This is a genomic window from Mycobacterium sp. P2_H7 (assembly GCF_056403275.1).
In genome coordinates this window covers 13,690-28,651 of the sequence record NZ_JBFUFU010000002.1, presented here as the reverse complement: position 1 = coordinate 28,651, position 14,962 = coordinate 13,690, and the positions used below count along the sequence as shown (strand labels likewise).

Below are 14,962 nucleotides of genomic sequence, written 5' to 3'. Positions count from 1 at the left end.
CGACTCACCCAGGAGGTCGCAACGCGGCGAATTCGTCGGTGACGCGATAGCGCGACTCGGTGAACCGGTAGAGCGCCGCAGGACGGCCGCCGCTGCGGCCGGACCGGGCCGTGGTGCCCGTCCTGGTGATGACATGCCTGCGCTCCAGGACGCGCTGCAGGTTGGTCGCGTCGACGGGGTGTCCGAAGGCGGCGCTGTAGATGTCGCGCAAGGTCGAGAGTGCGAATTCTTTTGGTGCCAAGCCGAATCCGATATTCGTGTAGGACAGTTTCGCGATCAGGCGGGCGTGCGCATTGAGCACCATCTGGCCATGGTCGAAAGCCATCGGCGGCAGTGCCGACACGGGGTGCCAGCGGGTGTCCGGTGGGAGCTCGGGGGTGGCAGGGGAGGGCACCAGGCCCAGGAAGGTGGACGCGATGGTGCGTGGACCTGGCACCCGTGCAGGGTCGGAGAACACCGCGAGTTGCTCCAGATGGGTCAATTCGCGCAGGTCGACCTTCTCGGCAAGTTGACGCCGGACTGAACTGATCATGTCTTCGTCGTGACGCAGCCGGCCGCCGGGCAGTGCCCATGCGCCACGCTGCGGTTCCATCGCGCGTTCCCACAGCAGAACGCTGAGCTGCGGCTTTTTCGTCGACAGCTGGCGCACCTGGAACACGACGGCAAGCACCTCGTGGTCGGTGCTAGTATGTGGCATGTTTTCGATTATAAGTCGAAAACCTGGCTTGGCACAAAGGAGAAGGCCATGACGGTCCTGGATCTCACCGCGCAACGGTCGAGCGTGCTGGCGTCGCGCATCGTCGACGGTCCCGGAGGCTACAGCGGCGTCATCGGAGATGGTGAGTGGGCGGCGGAAATCCGCAGACTGGCCGATCTGCGCAATGCGACGGTGCTGGCGCACAACTACCAGTTGCCCGAGATCCAGGACGTGGCCGACCACGTCGGCGACTCGCTCGCGTTGTCCCGGATCGCGGCCGAGGCCGCCGAGGACACCATCGTGTTCTGCGGCGTGCACTTCATGGCCGAGACCGCCAAGATCCTGTCGCCGGAGAAGACGGTGCTGATCCCGGATCAGCGGGCCGGGTGCTCGCTGGCCGACTCGATCACCGCCGACGATCTGCGGGCGTGGAAGGACGAGTTCCCCGACGCGGTCGTCGTCTCCTACGTCAACACCACCGCCGCCGTGAAGGCGCTCACCGACATCTGCTGCACCTCGTCCAACGCGGTCGAGGTGGTCGCCTCCATTCCAGAAGATCGCACCGTGCTGTTCTGCCCCGACCAGTTCCTCGGCGCCCACGTGCGCCGGGTCACCGGGCGCAAGAATCTGCACATCTGGGCCGGCGAATGCCACGTGCACGCCGGCATCAACGGCGACGAACTGGCCGCGCAGGCGCGTTCGCACCCCGACGCCGAACTGTTCGTGCACCCCGAATGTGGTTGTGCCACCTCGGCGTTGTATCTGGCAGGCGAGGGTGCGGTGCCGGAGGACCGGGTCAAGATCCTGTCCACCGGTGGCATGCTCGACGCCGCCCGGGAGACCAACGCGCGCCAGGTCCTGGTCGCCACCGAGGTCGGCATGCTGCACCAGTTGCGCCGTGCCGCACCGGATGTCGATTTTCTGGCGGTCAACGACCGCGCGTCGTGCGGGTACATGAAGATGATCACCCCCGCGGCGCTGCTGCGCTGCCTGGTCGAGGGCGCCGACGAGGTGCACGTCGATCTGGATGTAGCGGCGGCCGCCAGCAAGAGTGTGCAGCGCATGATCGAGATCGGGCAGCCCGGCGGCGGGGAATGAACGTCCCTGGGGGCAGGAGCACAGCGACCCGGGGGATCAACGCAGCGTGCGGCGGCGGCGCGTGGCAACAGCGCGCTGACGTCGTCGTCATCGGCACCGGGGTGGCCGGTCTGGTCGCCGCGCTTTCGGCGGTCCGGGCGGGCCGCAAGGTCATCGTGCTGAGCAAGGTCGCCGAAACAGCGACGTTCTACGCCCAGGGCGGCATCGCGGTGGTCCTGCCCGACGCCTTTCGCGCGGACGGCGATTCGGTCGACGCTCATGTCGCCGACACCGTCGCCGCCGGCGGCGGCCTGTGCGACGCCGAGGCGGTGCGCTCCATCGTCGCCGACGGCTACGCGGCGGTCGCCGACCTGGTGGCCGACGGCGCCCGCTTCGACGAGGCGGCGCCCGGGCATTGGTCGCTGACCCGCGAGGGCGGCCACACCCGGCGGCGGATCATCCACGCCGGCGGGGACGCGACCGGGGCCGAAGTGCAGCGCGCGCTCAACCTTGCGGCCACCCATCTCGACATCCGCCGCAACCATGTGGCGCTGCAGATCTGCCATGACGGCGACCAGGTGACCGGCGTGCTGGTGCACAGCGCCGACGGTCTGGGTCTGGTGCACGCGCCGTCCGTCATTCTGGCCACCGGCGGGCTGGGGCATCTGTATGCGGCCACCACCAACCCGGACGGATCGACCGGCGACGGCGTGGCACTGGCCCTGCAGGCCGGCCTCGCGGTCAGCGATCTGGAGTTCATCCAGTTCCACCCGACCATGTTGTACACCGGTGCCGCCGCGGGCCGCCGGCCGCTGGTCACCGAGGCCATCCGTGGTGAGGGTGCGATCCTGATCGACAGCCGTGGCGACTCGGTGACCGCCGGCGTCCACCCGATGGGTGATCTGGCCCCGCGCGACGTGGTGGCGGCGGCCATCGACGACCGGCTGCGGGCGACCGGCGAACCGTGCGTGTACCTCGATGCCACCCGGGTTCCCGATGTGGCGCAACGATTCCCGACGGTCACAGCGGCCTGCCTGGCGGCCGGTATCGACCCCGCTCGCCGGCCGATCCCGGTGGTGCCCGGCGCGCATTACAGTTGCGGCGGCGTCGTCACCGACGTGTACGGCCGTACCGATCTGCCCGGCCTGTTCGCCGCGGGCGAGGTTGCGCGCACCGGCATGCACGGGGCCAACCGGCTCGCCTCCAACAGCCTGCTGGAGGGTCTCGTCGTCGGTGGGCGGGCCGGCACCGCGGCCGCTGCCCACGCCGCCGCCTCGGGTCCTGTCCGCGCCCAGGTTCCCGACAGCCCACGCCGCCCCGCGCTGGACCGCGCCACGCTGCAACAGGCGATGAGCCGGGACGCGTCGGTGGTCCGCGACGCCGACGGTCTGCACCGACTGTCCGGCGTGCTGGCCGCGGCGAGCCCGCACACCGTCACCAACCGCACCGATTTCGAGGATGTCGCCTTGACCATGACCGCACGCGCAGTGGCCGCGGCCGCCGCCGAACGTACCGAATCGCGGGGGTGCCACCACCGCGCGGACTTCGCGGAAAGCGACGCGACCCAGGCGAAGAGCATCGTTGTGCGGGTAAACGACGCCGGCGTGCCCGCCGTCGTCGCACCGGCGGGTGCACGGTGAAACTGTCCGCCGACGAACTCGCCGAGGGCCGCGCCGTCATCGCTCGCGGCCTGGACGAGGACCTGCGGTACGGCCCCGACGTCACCACGGCGTCCACCGTGTCCGCGGATGCCGTCACGGTGGCGTCGATGGCCACCCGCGAGCCGGGCGTCGTCGCCGGTATCGAACTCGCCCTGCTGGTGCTCGATGAGGTGCTGGGGCCCGACGGCTACACCGTGACCGACCGGGTAGAGGACGGGGCGCGGCTGGCCGCCGGACAGTCTCTGCTGACGTTGCGCGCACCCGCGCAGGGTCTGCTGACCGCCGAGCGGACCATGCTGAACCTGGTCTGTCACCTGTCCGGCATCGCGACCGCCACCGCTCACTGGGTCGACGCGGTCGAGGGCACGCACGCGAAGATCCGGGACACCCGAAAGACGTTGCCCGGCTTACGCGCCCTGCAGAAGTACGCGGTGCGCGTCGGCGGGGGAGTCAATCACCGGATGGGCCTCGGTGATGCCGCGTTGATCAAGGACAACCACGTCGCGGCGGCGGGATCCGTGCTGGCGGCGCTCGAGGCGGTCCGGGCCGCCGCACCCGAGCTGCCCTGTGAGGTCGAGGTCGACTCCCTGGAGCAACTCGACGACGTGCTGGGCGCCGATGTGGAACTGGTATTGCTGGACAACTTTCCGGTGTGGCAGACCCAGATTGCCGTGCAGCGCCGCGACAGTCGTTCCCCGGCAACCAAACTCGAATCCTCGGGCGGGCTGTCCCTGGAATCCGCGGCCACCTACGCCGCGACCGGGGTGGACTACCTGGCCGTCGGTGCGCTGACCCATTCGGTGCGTGTGCTCGATATCGGGCTGGATACCTAGCCGCGGTCCAGCAACACCCGCGCCGCGGACTTGGCGGCGATCAGCGCACTGGGTTCGCCCGACACCCGAGACAGCATCAGGGCGCCTTCGATCAGTGAGATGACCGCTCGCGCAGTCTCTTCCGCGTCAGCGCCGGACCGGCCGTCGGCGCGCAGCCGGTCGGCGACCGCTTCGATCCAGCCGCCGAACGCGCGTGCCGAGGCTGCCCGCAGGACCGGGCTCGCCGTCACCGACTCGGTGGCAATGGGCTCGATGGGGCAGCCGTCCCGTTCATCGGCCGTGAGATTAACGGCCATCACGTCCACCCAGCGGTCCACGATGTCGGCGGCCGGCTCCTGCGCGGCCAGCAGCGTGCTCAGCAGCGCGCCGATGCCGCCGCCGACCGTGTCCACCACGGCAGCCGCCAGTTCGGCCTTCCCATCGGGGAAGTGGTGGTACAGCGAACCGGCGCGGACCTGCGCGACCTCGAGGATCTGGTTGACCCCGGTGGCCGAATATCCCTGCCTGCGGAACAGCACTGCCGCGGTGTTCAGCAGGGCGGCGCGGCTACGGTCCGGGCGAGGCATGGGCACATGCTACTTGCGGTTCTGGAAAGAACGCTCAAGAATACTTGAAAGACCGTTAAAGAAGGGGATGTCCGTGCAACAACTGGTGTTCGAAGATGTCGGTCGGTACGCCTGGCAGGAAGCGGCCGAACCGCAACTCACCGATCCTCGTCAAGCGCTGGTCCGGCCCGTCGCGGTGGCGTGCTGCGACCTCGACGTGGGCGTGGCCCAGGGCCTGCTGCCCGTGCCGCCCGGCCACGCCGTCGGCCACGAAGGTGTCGCCGAGGTGGTCGCCGTGGGTGATGCCGTCACCGCCGTGCGGGTCGGAGACCGGGTGGTGGTGCCCTTCCAGATCAACTGCGGCACGTGCGCGACGTGCCGGCGCGGAGCGACCGGATCATGCGCCGAGCTGCCGCTGATGGCGATGTACGGGATGGCGCCGCTCGCCGGGATGGACGGCGGCGGTTTCCTGGCCGACGTGGTGCTGGTGCCCTTCGCCGACGCCATGCTGATCCCGCTGCCCGCGACGCTCGATCCGGTCGCGGTGGCGTCATTGTCGGACAACATTCCCGACGGCTGGCGCTGCGTCGGGCCCTATCGGGACGAACTCGCGGCCCTCGACGAGGGCGACCGCCGGGTCCTGGTCGTGGGTCGGCTGTCCATCGGGTTGTACGCCGCCGGGTTGGCCGCGGGTCTGGGTCTGCACGTCGACTACGTGGACACCGACCCCGCCCGCCTGGCCGCAGCGGAGGGCCTCGGCGCCACGGTGCACGACCGCGTCGACCCGGACCGGCGCTGGACGCCGTATCCGGTCACGGTGCACACCTCGATGAACCCGGAGCTACTGGTCAAGACGTTGCGGGCGACGTGGCCGGACGGGGTGTGCACCGACACCGGCATCTACTTCCAGGACGCCGTCGGGATGCCGCTGTTGCCGATGTACACCAGGGGCGTCCGATTCGTCACCGGCCGGGTGAACGCCCGGGCGCTCATCCCCGACATCCTCGATGTGCTGACCGCCGGTGTCGATGCCGCTCGGGTGACCGATCGGGTGGTGCCGTGGGAGGACGCACCGCAGGTGTGGCCGGCGATGACCGGCAAGACGGTGTTCAGCCGGGTCTAGGCGGCGACACCGCGGCGCACGAAGGACAGCACCACCGCCGCGGTCGCGAACAGCCCCGAGAACACCCGGTTCAGGATGGTCTGCTGGCGCGGGGTGTGCAGCCAATCCACCAGCCGCACCGCCAGACCGGTGTAGAGGCCCATCACCACGATGTCGACGATGATCATGGTTGCCCCGATGGCGAGGTATTGCGGCAGCAGCGGCGCGGTGGGTACGACGAACTGCGGCAACACCGCGAGGAAGAACACCAGGCCCTTCGGGTTGGTGGCATTCACCAGGAACCCGCGGACGGTGAGCGCGAGGCGCCCGCCCGCGCCGTCCTTCTGGGTCCTGCTCATCTGGTCCCGCAGATCGACGGTAGCGGCACGCCATTGCTTGATCGCCAGGTACGCCAGATACCCGACGCCGATCCACTTGATCACGGTGAAGGCGATGACCGACCGCGTGACCACCGCGCCCAGACCGGCGGCGACCAGCGCCAGCTGCAGCATCAGCCCGATCTCGAGGCCCAGGATGCTCCAGTAGCCGCGGCGCAGGCCGTGGGTCATCCCGGTCGCCATCGACTGCACCGCACCGGCGCCGGGGGACACACTGATCGCAATCGCGGCGCCCAGGAACGCCAGCCACACCTGCCAGGTCATGTGCTCAGTCTCTCAAGGATGATTCCCCGGTCGCTACGCTCCTGCCCGCCGAACCGGTCAACTGATATCCGCGACGAATACGCCGGTCTTGCGGACGACCAGGCGGGCGATGCGCGGCAGCGACGGGTCATCGGTGCCCGCGGGCAGCACCCGCGGGTTGGTGATGTGCACGTCCCCGCTGAACAGGTGCACGTCGGCCTCGCCCGCGGCGAGAACGTTCTTCACCCAGTTGGTCTTGCCGTGGATGAGGCCGATGGCCAGCGTGTTGCCTTTGCGGAAGGAGTTGACCGTCGTCTCGTACGGAGTGCCGGATTTGCGGCCGCGATGCTTGACGATGGTGAACCCGGGCAGCCGCTTGGCCAGGGGCGCAATGATCGGATTGATGTAGCGGATCTGGAAATTCTCCAGCGCGGGCGGTACCAACATCGGTACCCCTGGCGCGTGGTTGGGGTGTGAAACACGTGAAGACATGATGGCTCCCGAATTCGATTTGGCCTGCTCTGGGACAATAGTCCGGTGACAGCACCGCAACCCTTCATGGCCCGCATCGATCTGCGGGGCACCGAACTGTCGACGGCCCGCCTGCGGACCGTACTTCCCCGCGGTGGTGTCGACGTCGATTCCGTGCTGCCCAAGGTCCGGCCCATCGTCACCGACGTCGCCGAGCGCGGCGCGGTCGCGGCCCTGGAATACGGGGCGACCTTCGACGGAGTGCGCCCCGACACCGTCCGCGTGCCCACCCGCGACATCGCTGCGGCGTTGTCGACGCTGCCCGCCGACGTCCGGATCGCCCTCGAGGTGGCCATCGAGCGCACCCGCGCCGTACACGCCGATCAGCGCCGGACCGACACCACCACCACGCTCGGCCCCGGGGCCACCGTCACCGAGCGCTGGGTACCGGTGGAGCGCGTGGGTCTGTATGTGCCGGGCGGCAATGCCGTCTACCCGTCCAGCGTGGTGATGAACGTGGTGCCGGCGCAGACCGCCGGGGTGGACTCACTGGTGATCGCCAGCCCGCCCCAGGCCGATTTCGGTGGCCGGCCGCACCCGACCATCTTGGCGGCCGCCGCCCTGCTCGGTGTGGACGAGGTGTGGGCCGTCGGCGGCGCGCAGGCCGTCGCACTGCTGGCCTACGGCGGCACCGACACCGACTACGCCGAACTCGCGCCGGTGGACATGATCACCGGCCCCGGCAACATCTACGTCACCGCCGCCAAGCGCATCTGCCGCTCGCAGGTCGGTATCGACGCCGAGGCCGGCCCCACCGAGATCGCCATCCTGGCCGACCACACCGCCGACCCGGTACACATCGCGGCCGACCTGATCAGCCAGGCCGAACACGACGAGATGGCCGCCAGCGTGTTGGTCACCGACAGCGCGGCCCTGGCCGAGGCGTCCGATGCCGAAGTGCTGCACCAACTGACCACCACCGTGCACCGCGAGCGGGTGACCGCCGCGCTCACCGGCAAACAGTCGGCGATCGTGCTGGTCGACGACATCGACGCCGGGATCAAGGTGGTCAACGCCTATGCGGCCGAACACCTGGAGATCCAGACCGTCGACGCCTCCGGGGTGGCCGGCCGGATCCGTTCCGCCGGAGCCATTTTCGTCGGTGCGTGGTCGCCGGTGAGCCTCGGTGACTACTGCGCTGGATCCAACCACGTGCTGCCCACCGCGGGCTGTGCGCGGCACTCCAGCGGGCTGTCGGTGCAGACCTTCCTGCGCGGCATTCACGTCGTCGAGTACGACGAGGCCGCCCTCAAAGACGTGTCAGGGCATGTGATCACGCTGTCTCAGGCAGAGAATCTGCCCGCTCACGGCGAGGCAGTCCGACGGAGGTTCGAGCGATGACGTCGCGCATCAGTCTCGACGATCTGCCGCTACGGGAAAACCTGCGCGGTAAGACCCCGTACGGCGCACCGCAACTGCACGTTCCGGTCCGGCTCAACACCAACGAGAACCCACATCCGCCGAGCCAGGCCCTGGTCGACGACGTCGCGGCCTCGGTGCGCGACGCCGCCTCGGATCTGCACCGCTATCCCGACCGCGACGTCGTCGGCCTGCGCACCGAACTGGCGGCGTATTTGACCGGCCAGACCGGCGTCCAGGTCGACACCGAGAATGTCTGGGCGGCAAACGGTTCCAACGAAATCCTGCAGCAGCTGCTGCAGGCGTTCGGCGGCCCGGGGCGCAGCGCCATCGGATTCGTGCCGTCGTATTCGATGCACCCGATCATCGCCGACGGCACCCAGACCGAGTGGCTGCACGCCGCCCGCGGCGAGGACTTCGGGCTGGACACGGCCGTCGCGGTCGCGGCAGTCAAGGAGCACCAGCCCGACGTGGTGTTCCTGGCCAGCCCCAACAACCCGTCCGGTCAGAGCATCACCATCGACGAACTGCGCCAGTTGCTCGAGGCGGCGCCCGGAGTCGTCATCGTCGACGAGGCCTACGGCGAGTTCTCCAGCCGGCCCAGCGCCATCGGGCTGATCGCGGAGTACCCGGCCAAGCTCATCGTCACCCGAACGATGAGCAAGGCGTTCGCCTTCGCCGGCGGCCGGCTGGGCTACCTGGTCGCCGATCCCGCGGTCATCGACGCCCTGCTGCTGGTGCGCCTGCCCTACCACCTGTCCTCGCTGACCCAGGCCGCCGCCCGGGCCGCGCTGCGCCACGCCGAAGACACCCTCGGCAGCGTCGCGCTGCTCATCGACGAACGCAACCGCGTCTCGAAGGCCTTGTCCGAGATGGGCTTCCGCGTCATCCCCAGTGATGCGAACTTCGTGCTCTACGGCGAGTTCGCCGACGCTCCCGCAGTATGGCAGCGCTACCTGGACGCCGGCGTGCTCATTCGCGACGTCGGTATCCCCGGATACCTGCGCGCCACCGTCGGCCTCGCCGAGGAAAACGACACTCTGCTCGACGTGAGCGCCGAGATCGCCGAATCCGTATTCCCTTCCCGAGGAGCCTCATGAGCCGCCGCGCCAAGGTCGAACGCAAGACCAGGGAGTCCGATATCACCGTCGAGATCGACCTCGACGGCTCGGGCAAAACCGACATCAGCACCGGAGTGCCGTTCTTCGACCACATGCTGACGGCGCTGGGCAGTCACGCCAGCTTCGACCTGACGGTGCACGCCAAGGGTGACGTCGAGATCGAGGGCCACCACACCGTCGAGGACACCGCGATCGTGCTGGGCCAGGCGCTCGGGCAGGCGCTGGGCGACAAGAAGGGCATCCGCCGTTTCGGCGACGCCTTCATCCCGATGGACGAGACGCTGGCCCACGCCGCCGTGGACGTGTCGGGCCGCCCGTATTTCGTGCACACCGGAGAGCCGGATTACATGGTGGAGTTCACCATTGCCGGATCCAGCACGCCCTATCACACGGTGATCAACCGGCACGTGTTCGAGTCGCTGGCGTTCAATGCCCGTATCGCACTGCATGTGCGCACCCTCTACGGTCGCGACCCGCACCACATCACGGAAGCCGAATTCAAGGCCGTTGCCCGCGCGCTGCGCCAGGCCGTCGAGTTCGATCCCCGCGTCAGCGGGGTGCCGTCCACCAAGGGCACGCTGTAGACGTGCGACGGTCGAAGAAAGTCATAGTGCTGGACTACGGGTCCGGCAACCTGCGCTCGGCGCAGCGCGCCGTACAACGCACCGGCGCCGACGTCGAGGTGACCGCCGACGCGTCGGCCGCATACGAGGCCGACGGCCTGGTGGTGCCCGGAGTCGGCGCCTACGAGGCATGCATGGTGGGCCTGCGTGGCATCGACGGCGAGCAGATCATCGAGAAGCGCCTGGCCGCGGGCCGCCCCGTGCTGGGGGTCTGCGTGGGCATGCAGATCCTGTTCGCCCGCGGTGTCGAGTTCGGGGTCGAATCCACCGGGTGCGGCCAGTGGCCCGGCGCGGTCACCCGGATCGACGCCCCGGTGGTCCCGCACATGGGCTGGAATGTGGTCGACGCGCCCGCGGGCAGTACCTTGTTCGCAGGCCTGGACGCCGATACCCGCTTCTACTTCGTGCATTCCTATGCTGCGCAGGAGTGGCAGGGCCGGCCCGAGGCGCTGGTCACCTGGGCGACACATCACGTGCCGTTCATCGCGGCCGTCGAGGACGGCCCGTTGTCGGCGACACAATTTCATCCGGAGAAGAGCGGCGACGCAGGTGCGGCGCTGCTAGCGAATTGGGTTGAGGGACTGTGAGTTTGATTCTTTTGCCGGCCGTCGACGTGGTCGAGGGTAAAGCGGTGCGCCTGGTGCAGGGCAAGGCGGGCAGCGAAACCGACTACGGGTCTGCGTTGGAGGCCGCCGAGGCCTGGCAGCGTGACGGTGCCGAATGGATCCACCTGGTGGACCTGGACGCCGCCTTCGGTCGCGGTTCCAACCGCGAACTGCTCGCCGAGGTCGTCGGCAAGCTCGATGTCGCCGTGGAACTCTCGGGCGGTATCCGTGACGACGAGTCACTGAAGGCGGCGTTGGCCACCGGCTGCGCCCGGGTGAACATCGGCACTGCGGCGCTGGAGAATCCGACGTGGTGCGCCGCCGCGATCGCCGAGTACGGCGACAAGGTGGCCGTCGGCCTGGACGTGCAGCTGGAGTCTGGTTCCTACCGGCTTCGTGGGCGCGGCTGGGAGACCGACGGCGGGGACCTGTGGCAGGTGCTGGAACGGCTTGAGCGCGAAGGCTGCTCCCGTTACGTCGTCACCGACGTCACCAAGGACGGCACGCTGACCGGACCGAATCTGGAACTGCTGGGCGAGGTCGCCGACCGCAGCGGTGTCCCGGTGATCGCGTCCGGCGGGGTGTCCAGCATCGAGGACCTGCGCGCCATCTCCACCCTGACCGGTCGGGGCGTCGAGGGATCCATCGTCGGAAAGGCCTTGTACGCGGGCCGTTTCACGCTGCCCGAGGCGCTGGCCGCGGTCAGCGGATAACGGTCATGGACCCCATCCGGCTCGCCGCGCTGGTCGCCACCGCTACCGAGATCCTCGATGCGGCCGCCGGCCCGTTCGTCGCGGGTCACCGAGCCGATTCCGCCGTCCGCAAGCAGGGCAACGACTTCGCCACCGAGGTCGACCTGGCCATCGAACGGCAGGTGGTGGCCGCGCTCCGCGAGCAGACCGGCATCGGGGTGCACGGCGAGGAATTCGGCGGCGAACCGATCGACTCCGAACTGGTCTGGGTGCTCGACCCGATCGACGGCACCTTCAACTACGCCGCCGGTTCGCCGATGGCGGCCATCCTGCTGGCCCTGCTGCACAACGGAGTACCGGTCGCCGGGCTGACCTGGCTGCCCTTCATGGGCCAGCGCTACACGGCGCTGACCGGCGGCCCGCTGCGCGACGGCGATGTGGACCTGCCCGCGCTGGAGACGACGGAGCTGGCCGATTCGATCGTCGGGATCCAGACCTTCAACATCGATTCGCGCGGCCGCTTCCCCGGCCGGTACCGGGCCGCGGTGCTGGCCAATCTGAGCCGTGAGTGTTCCCGGGTGCGGATGCACGGCGCCACCGGGGTGGACCTGGCCTATGTGGCCTCCGGAACCCTCGCTGCGGCCATCAGTTTCGGGCACCACATCTGGGACCACGCGGCCGGTGTGGCGCTGGTACGCTCCGCCGGCGGCATTGTCACCGACCTGTCCGGGGCGCCCTGGACGGCCGAGTCGAAATCGGCGCTGGCCGCCGCGCCCGGTGCGCACGCACGCATGCTCGAGATCGTCGCCTCGGCGGGCAGTCCGGAGGATCACCTGTGACCAGTGATGTCGCCACCCGTGTCATCCCCTGCCTCGACGTCGACGCCGGCCGGGTGGTCAAGGGTGTAAACTTCGAAAACCTCAGGGATGCAGGCGATCCCGTCGAATTGGCGGCCGCCTACGATGCCGAAGGCGCCGATGAGCTGACCTTCCTGGACGTCACCGCATCCTCCTCGGGCCGGTCCACCATGCTGGAGGTGGTGCGCCGCACCGCCGAGCAGGTGTTCATCCCGCTGACCGTCGGTGGCGGTGTGCGTTCGATCGACGATGTGGACACCCTGTTGCGGGCCGGTGCGGACAAGGTGTCAGTGAACACCGCGGCCATCGCCCGCCCGGAGCTGCTGGCCGAGTTGGCGCGCCAGTTCGGTTCGCAGTGCATCGTGCTGAGCGTGGACGCCCGCACCGTCCCGGTGGGTTCGGCACCGACACCGTCGGGCTGGGAGGTCACCACTCACGGTGGTCGGCGCGGCACCGGTATCGACGCCGTCGAATGGGCCAGGCGCGGAGCCGAACTCGGGGTGGGGGAGATCCTGCTGAACTCGATGGACGCCGACGGCACCAAGACCGGTTTCGATCTGGCGATGCTGCGGGCGGTGCGGGCCGCGGTCACCGTTCCGGTGATCGCCAGTGGCGGCGCCGGTGCGGTCGATCATTTCGCGCCCGCCGTCGCAGCCGGCGCCGATGCGGTACTGGCAGCCAGCGTGTTCCATTTCCGGGAGCTGACCATCGGTCAGGTGAAGGAAGCGATGGCTCGCGAGGGGATAACCGTCCGATGAGCGAAGCGAAGAGGACAAATCGGGGTGGGGTCCGATGAGCGAAGCGAAGAGGACACATCGGGGTGGTGTGCGCTGATGAGCCTCAACCCTGAGATCGCCGCCCGCCTCAAGCGCAATGCCGACGGGCTGTTCACCGCCGTCGTGCAGGAACACGGCACGGGCGACGTGCTGATGGTCGCCTGGATGGACGACGCCGCGCTGGCTCGCACGCTGGAAACCCGTGAGGCCACCTACTTCTCCCGTTCTCGGGGCGAACAGTGGATCAAGGGCGCCACCTCCGGTCACACCCAGCACGTGCATTCGGTGCGCCTGGACTGCGACGGTGACACCGTGCTGCTGGAGGTCGACCAGGTCGGGGGCGCCTGCCACACCGGGGATCACACCTGCTTCGACGCCGACCTGCTGTTGCCGCCACAGGCCTAGCGGAAGTCGAGTACCCGACTACTCCACCACCGGGCCGGTGGCGCTTCGACAATCGGGTCATGTACGCGACGAAGAACCGGCTGAACCAGGTGCTGACGGCACCCGCCATGCTCGCGCTATGGGGCGCCGCCGCGACTGCCTTGACAGCCTGGCGCGTGCAGGGCTATCAGCTGGGCTTCTCGGTGCCGGTCACGGCCGTGGCCGCGGTGGCAGCCGGTGTCCTGGCGGTGCTGATCGTGCGGAGACCGTTGCCCGGCAACCTGATTCGGGTGCTGGCCTATGTCTGCGCCGTCGCGGCGACTCAGGTGGACGGGGTGTTCAACGCCGTCGTGGCGATGACGCCGGGCCTCCCATACGTGCCGAGGAATCTCGGGGTCGGGGCACTTCTCGGGGAAGTGCTGGGCGCAGCCGCGATCTCGGTGTGGACCTTCTTCCTGGTGCGTGCCTGGATGATCGATCAACTGCCCCGGCGCTCGGACACCCGAAGCAGGTTCCACCGGATCAGTGTGGGCTGCGCCGCGGCGACCGCCGCTCTGCTGGTGCTGTTCGCCTCGAACATCGCCTACAACACTCTCGTCGTGGCCTTCGCCGTGCCGGATGTCGACTACCCGATGTTCGCGCGTGGTGCTGGACAGTGGTTGGTCCTGGGGCTGTCGCTCGCGCTGGCGGGGGTGGTGGAGGAGCCGGTGTTCGTTGGCGTCGCGTTGTTGTTGTGGCCCCGGCTGGCGGGTCGCACCGCCGTCGCGGTGTGGGTGCTGACCTCACTGGCCCGGGCGGGCATCCATCTGTACTACGCCGCCGGTGCCGGCGCCGCGACGGGTGCCGCGGTCATCCTCGTCATCCTGTGGTGCGCCGCGTGGTCCGGGTTCAACCTGTTCCTGGTGTATCGCACCCGCCGGCTCTGGCCGGTGATGCTGGCCCATGGCCTGCAGAACAGCATCGGATTCGCCGCCGCGCTGTCCATCTCCTACGTCAGCTTCGCCGACCAGTTGCTGCTCAGCGGCGCCACCGGGCTGATCATGGGCACGGTGCTGTTCCTGGTGTCAGGAAGCGTGTGCTTCCTGGTTCTCGGGGTGCGCCGAATCTGGTTCGGCCGCACGCACACCGATCAGCTGAACGGCAAGAACTGCCCGTTGATCCAGACGCCCCAGTGGCCGCCGGAGCCCCAGTCCCACCACACCATCGGGTGACCCTGCCACGCCTCGGCGGGCTTGCGCGGTGCGTTGGCCGGCGCTTCGAGTGCCGGGCCGCCCGCATCGACGGGCGGCTGGGCGACGGCGGTCCCCATGCCGAGGGCCGATCCGAGGATTGCGCCTGCCGCCACCATCGCGGCCATCACTGACTTGGACATGCCAAAAGCTTAGCCAATCGAATCGATTCGTGGGCTGTCGGCCCGGCGCGACGGCGTGGTCCTGCGCCGACTTGTCGGTGTGGTCG

The 14,962-nt window shown here is 69.0% G+C and carries 18 protein-coding genes; 13 read left to right on the top strand and 5 right to left on the bottom strand.

Features of this window, described 5'->3' with window-relative positions; all coding sequences use genetic code 11:
- Positions 1 to 4 precede the first annotated feature (4 nt).
- Complete coding sequence (locus AC1DY7_RS02045; protein WP_477491989.1) at positions 5 to 697, bottom strand: NUDIX hydrolase; 693 nt, start codon at positions 695 to 697, stop codon at positions 5 to 7.
- Positions 698 to 745: 48 nt separating this feature from the next.
- Between AC1DY7_RS02045 and nadA the strand changes: the two genes are divergently transcribed.
- The 3 genes from nadA to nadC are packed head-to-tail and all read left to right on the top strand — an operon-like array spanning position 746 to position 4,268.
- Positions 746 to 1,795, top strand: coding sequence for a quinolinate synthase NadA (gene nadA, locus AC1DY7_RS02040; protein WP_477491988.1), 1,050 nt, complete (start codon positions 746 to 748; stop codon positions 1,793 to 1,795).
- Entirely contained in the window at positions 1,792 to 3,414 is a 1,623-nt protein-coding gene (locus AC1DY7_RS02035) for an L-aspartate oxidase (RefSeq protein WP_477491987.1), read from the top strand. Before nadA ends, AC1DY7_RS02035 begins: the two co-directional genes overlap by 4 nt.
- Positions 3,411 to 4,268, top strand: a complete 858-nt coding sequence (gene nadC, locus AC1DY7_RS02030) for a carboxylating nicotinate-nucleotide diphosphorylase (protein ID WP_477491986.1) — start codon at positions 3,411 to 3,413, stop codon at positions 4,266 to 4,268. The genes AC1DY7_RS02035 and nadC overlap by 4 nt, the downstream gene beginning before the upstream one ends.
- Here the strand turns inward: nadC and AC1DY7_RS02025 are convergent.
- On the bottom strand, positions 4,265 to 4,834 hold the full coding sequence (locus AC1DY7_RS02025) for a TetR/AcrR family transcriptional regulator (protein WP_477491985.1): 570 nt from the start codon (positions 4,832 to 4,834) through the stop codon (positions 4,265 to 4,267). The two genes, nadC and AC1DY7_RS02025, sit on opposite strands and share 4 nt — an antisense overlap.
- Positions 4,835 to 4,901: 67 nt before the next feature.
- Between AC1DY7_RS02025 and AC1DY7_RS02020 the strand changes: the two genes are divergently transcribed.
- Positions 4,902 to 5,936 carry an alcohol dehydrogenase catalytic domain-containing protein gene (locus AC1DY7_RS02020; RefSeq protein ID WP_477491984.1) on the top strand — a complete coding sequence of 345 codons (1,035 nt, stop codon included), beginning with the start codon at positions 4,902 to 4,904 and terminating at the stop codon, positions 5,934 to 5,936.
- Here AC1DY7_RS02020 and AC1DY7_RS02015 read toward each other — a convergent pair.
- Positions 5,933 to 6,577, bottom strand: coding sequence for a LysE family transporter (locus tag AC1DY7_RS02015; RefSeq protein ID WP_477491983.1), 645 nt, complete (start codon positions 6,575 to 6,577; stop codon positions 5,933 to 5,935). The two genes, AC1DY7_RS02020 and AC1DY7_RS02015, sit on opposite strands and share 4 nt — an antisense overlap.
- A 57-nt stretch (positions 6,578 to 6,634) precedes the next feature.
- Complete coding sequence (locus tag AC1DY7_RS02010; protein WP_477491982.1) at positions 6,635 to 7,048, bottom strand: nitroreductase family deazaflavin-dependent oxidoreductase; 414 nt, start codon at positions 7,046 to 7,048, stop codon at positions 6,635 to 6,637.
- A gap of 66 nt (positions 7,049 to 7,114) precedes the next feature.
- On the opposite strand from AC1DY7_RS02010, the gene hisD reads away from it, so the two are divergent.
- From hisD to AC1DY7_RS01965, 9 genes are all read left to right on the top strand, one after another.
- Positions 7,115 to 8,428, top strand: coding sequence for a histidinol dehydrogenase (hisD, locus tag AC1DY7_RS02005; protein WP_477492213.1), 1,314 nt, complete (start codon positions 7,115 to 7,117; stop codon positions 8,426 to 8,428).
- The gene (locus AC1DY7_RS02000) at positions 8,425 to 9,546 is read left to right on the top strand and encodes a histidinol-phosphate transaminase (RefSeq protein WP_477491981.1); all 1,122 of its coding nucleotides are present in this window, start codon (positions 8,425 to 8,427) and stop codon (positions 9,544 to 9,546) included. Before hisD ends, AC1DY7_RS02000 begins: the two co-directional genes overlap by 4 nt.
- Positions 9,543 to 10,151 carry an imidazoleglycerol-phosphate dehydratase HisB gene (hisB, locus tag AC1DY7_RS01995; RefSeq protein WP_477491980.1) on the top strand — a complete coding sequence of 203 codons (609 nt, stop codon included), beginning with the start codon at positions 9,543 to 9,545 and terminating at the stop codon, positions 10,149 to 10,151. The genes AC1DY7_RS02000 and hisB overlap by 4 nt, the downstream gene beginning before the upstream one ends.
- Before the next feature lie 2 nt (positions 10,152 to 10,153).
- Complete coding sequence (gene hisH / locus AC1DY7_RS01990) at positions 10,154 to 10,777, top strand: imidazole glycerol phosphate synthase subunit HisH (RefSeq protein ID WP_477491979.1); 624 nt, start codon at positions 10,154 to 10,156, stop codon at positions 10,775 to 10,777.
- A complete protein-coding gene (gene priA / locus AC1DY7_RS01985; RefSeq protein ID WP_477491978.1) occupies positions 10,774 to 11,508 on the top strand; it encodes a bifunctional 1-(5-phosphoribosyl)-5-((5-phosphoribosylamino)methylideneamino)imidazole-4-carboxamide isomerase/phosphoribosylanthranilate isomerase PriA in 735 nt (244 codons plus the stop codon). The genes hisH and priA overlap by 4 nt, the downstream gene beginning before the upstream one ends.
- Before the next feature lie 5 nt (positions 11,509 to 11,513).
- The gene (locus tag AC1DY7_RS01980) at positions 11,514 to 12,326 is read left to right on the top strand and encodes an inositol monophosphatase family protein (protein ID WP_477491977.1); all 813 of its coding nucleotides are present in this window, start codon (positions 11,514 to 11,516) and stop codon (positions 12,324 to 12,326) included.
- Positions 12,323 to 13,102, top strand: a complete 780-nt coding sequence (gene hisF, locus AC1DY7_RS01975) for an imidazole glycerol phosphate synthase subunit HisF (protein ID WP_477491976.1) — start codon at positions 12,323 to 12,325, stop codon at positions 13,100 to 13,102. The genes AC1DY7_RS01980 and hisF overlap by 4 nt, the downstream gene beginning before the upstream one ends.
- 75 nt (positions 13,103 to 13,177) lie before the next feature.
- Positions 13,178 to 13,525 (top strand): phosphoribosyl-AMP cyclohydrolase, encoded by a 348-nt coding sequence (gene hisI / locus AC1DY7_RS01970; RefSeq protein WP_477491975.1) that lies wholly within the window; start codon positions 13,178 to 13,180, stop codon positions 13,523 to 13,525.
- Positions 13,526 to 13,584: 59 nt separating this feature from the next.
- Positions 13,585 to 14,715 carry a CPBP family intramembrane glutamic endopeptidase gene (locus tag AC1DY7_RS01965; RefSeq protein ID WP_477491974.1) on the top strand — a complete coding sequence of 377 codons (1,131 nt, stop codon included), beginning with the start codon at positions 13,585 to 13,587 and terminating at the stop codon, positions 14,713 to 14,715.
- Here the strand turns inward: AC1DY7_RS01965 and AC1DY7_RS01960 are convergent.
- Complete coding sequence (locus AC1DY7_RS01960; RefSeq protein ID WP_477491973.1) at positions 14,634 to 14,876, bottom strand: hypothetical protein; 243 nt, start codon at positions 14,874 to 14,876, stop codon at positions 14,634 to 14,636. The two genes, AC1DY7_RS01965 and AC1DY7_RS01960, sit on opposite strands and share 82 nt — an antisense overlap.
- Positions 14,877 to 14,962 lie beyond the last annotated feature (86 nt).

Coding starts and splice junctions, on each gene's coding strand:
- AC1DY7_RS02015 (WP_477491983.1), bottom strand. CDS start 6,577: ATGACCTGGCAGGTGTGGCTGGCGTTCCTGGGCGCCGCGATTGCGATC.
- AC1DY7_RS02020 (WP_477491984.1), top strand. CDS start 4,902: ATGTCCGTGCAACAACTGGTGTTCGAAGATGTCGGTCGGTACGCCTGG.
- hisI (WP_477491975.1), top strand. CDS start 13,178: ATGAGCCTCAACCCTGAGATCGCCGCCCGCCTCAAGCGCAATGCCGAC.
- hisB (WP_477491980.1), top strand. CDS start 9,543: ATGAGCCGCCGCGCCAAGGTCGAACGCAAGACCAGGGAGTCCGATATC.
- AC1DY7_RS02025 (WP_477491985.1), bottom strand. CDS start 4,834: ATGCCTCGCCCGGACCGTAGCCGCGCCGCCCTGCTGAACACCGCGGCA.
- AC1DY7_RS01965 (WP_477491974.1), top strand. CDS start 13,585: ATGTACGCGACGAAGAACCGGCTGAACCAGGTGCTGACGGCACCCGCC.
- nadA (WP_477491988.1), top strand. CDS start 746: ATGACGGTCCTGGATCTCACCGCGCAACGGTCGAGCGTGCTGGCGTCG.
- AC1DY7_RS02045 (WP_477491989.1), bottom strand. CDS start 697: ATGCCACATACTAGCACCGACCACGAGGTGCTTGCCGTCGTGTTCCAG.
- AC1DY7_RS02010 (WP_477491982.1), bottom strand. CDS start 7,048: ATGTCTTCACGTGTTTCACACCCCAACCACGCGCCAGGGGTACCGATG.
- hisD (WP_477492213.1), top strand. CDS start 7,115: ATGGCCCGCATCGATCTGCGGGGCACCGAACTGTCGACGGCCCGCCTG.
- AC1DY7_RS02000 (WP_477491981.1), top strand. CDS start 8,425: ATGACGTCGCGCATCAGTCTCGACGATCTGCCGCTACGGGAAAACCTG.
- AC1DY7_RS01960 (WP_477491973.1), bottom strand. CDS start 14,876: ATGTCCAAGTCAGTGATGGCCGCGATGGTGGCGGCAGGCGCAATCCTC.
- AC1DY7_RS02035 (WP_477491987.1), top strand. CDS start 1,792: ATGAACGTCCCTGGGGGCAGGAGCACAGCGACCCGGGGGATCAACGCA.
- AC1DY7_RS01980 (WP_477491977.1), top strand. CDS start 11,514: ATGGACCCCATCCGGCTCGCCGCGCTGGTCGCCACCGCTACCGAGATC.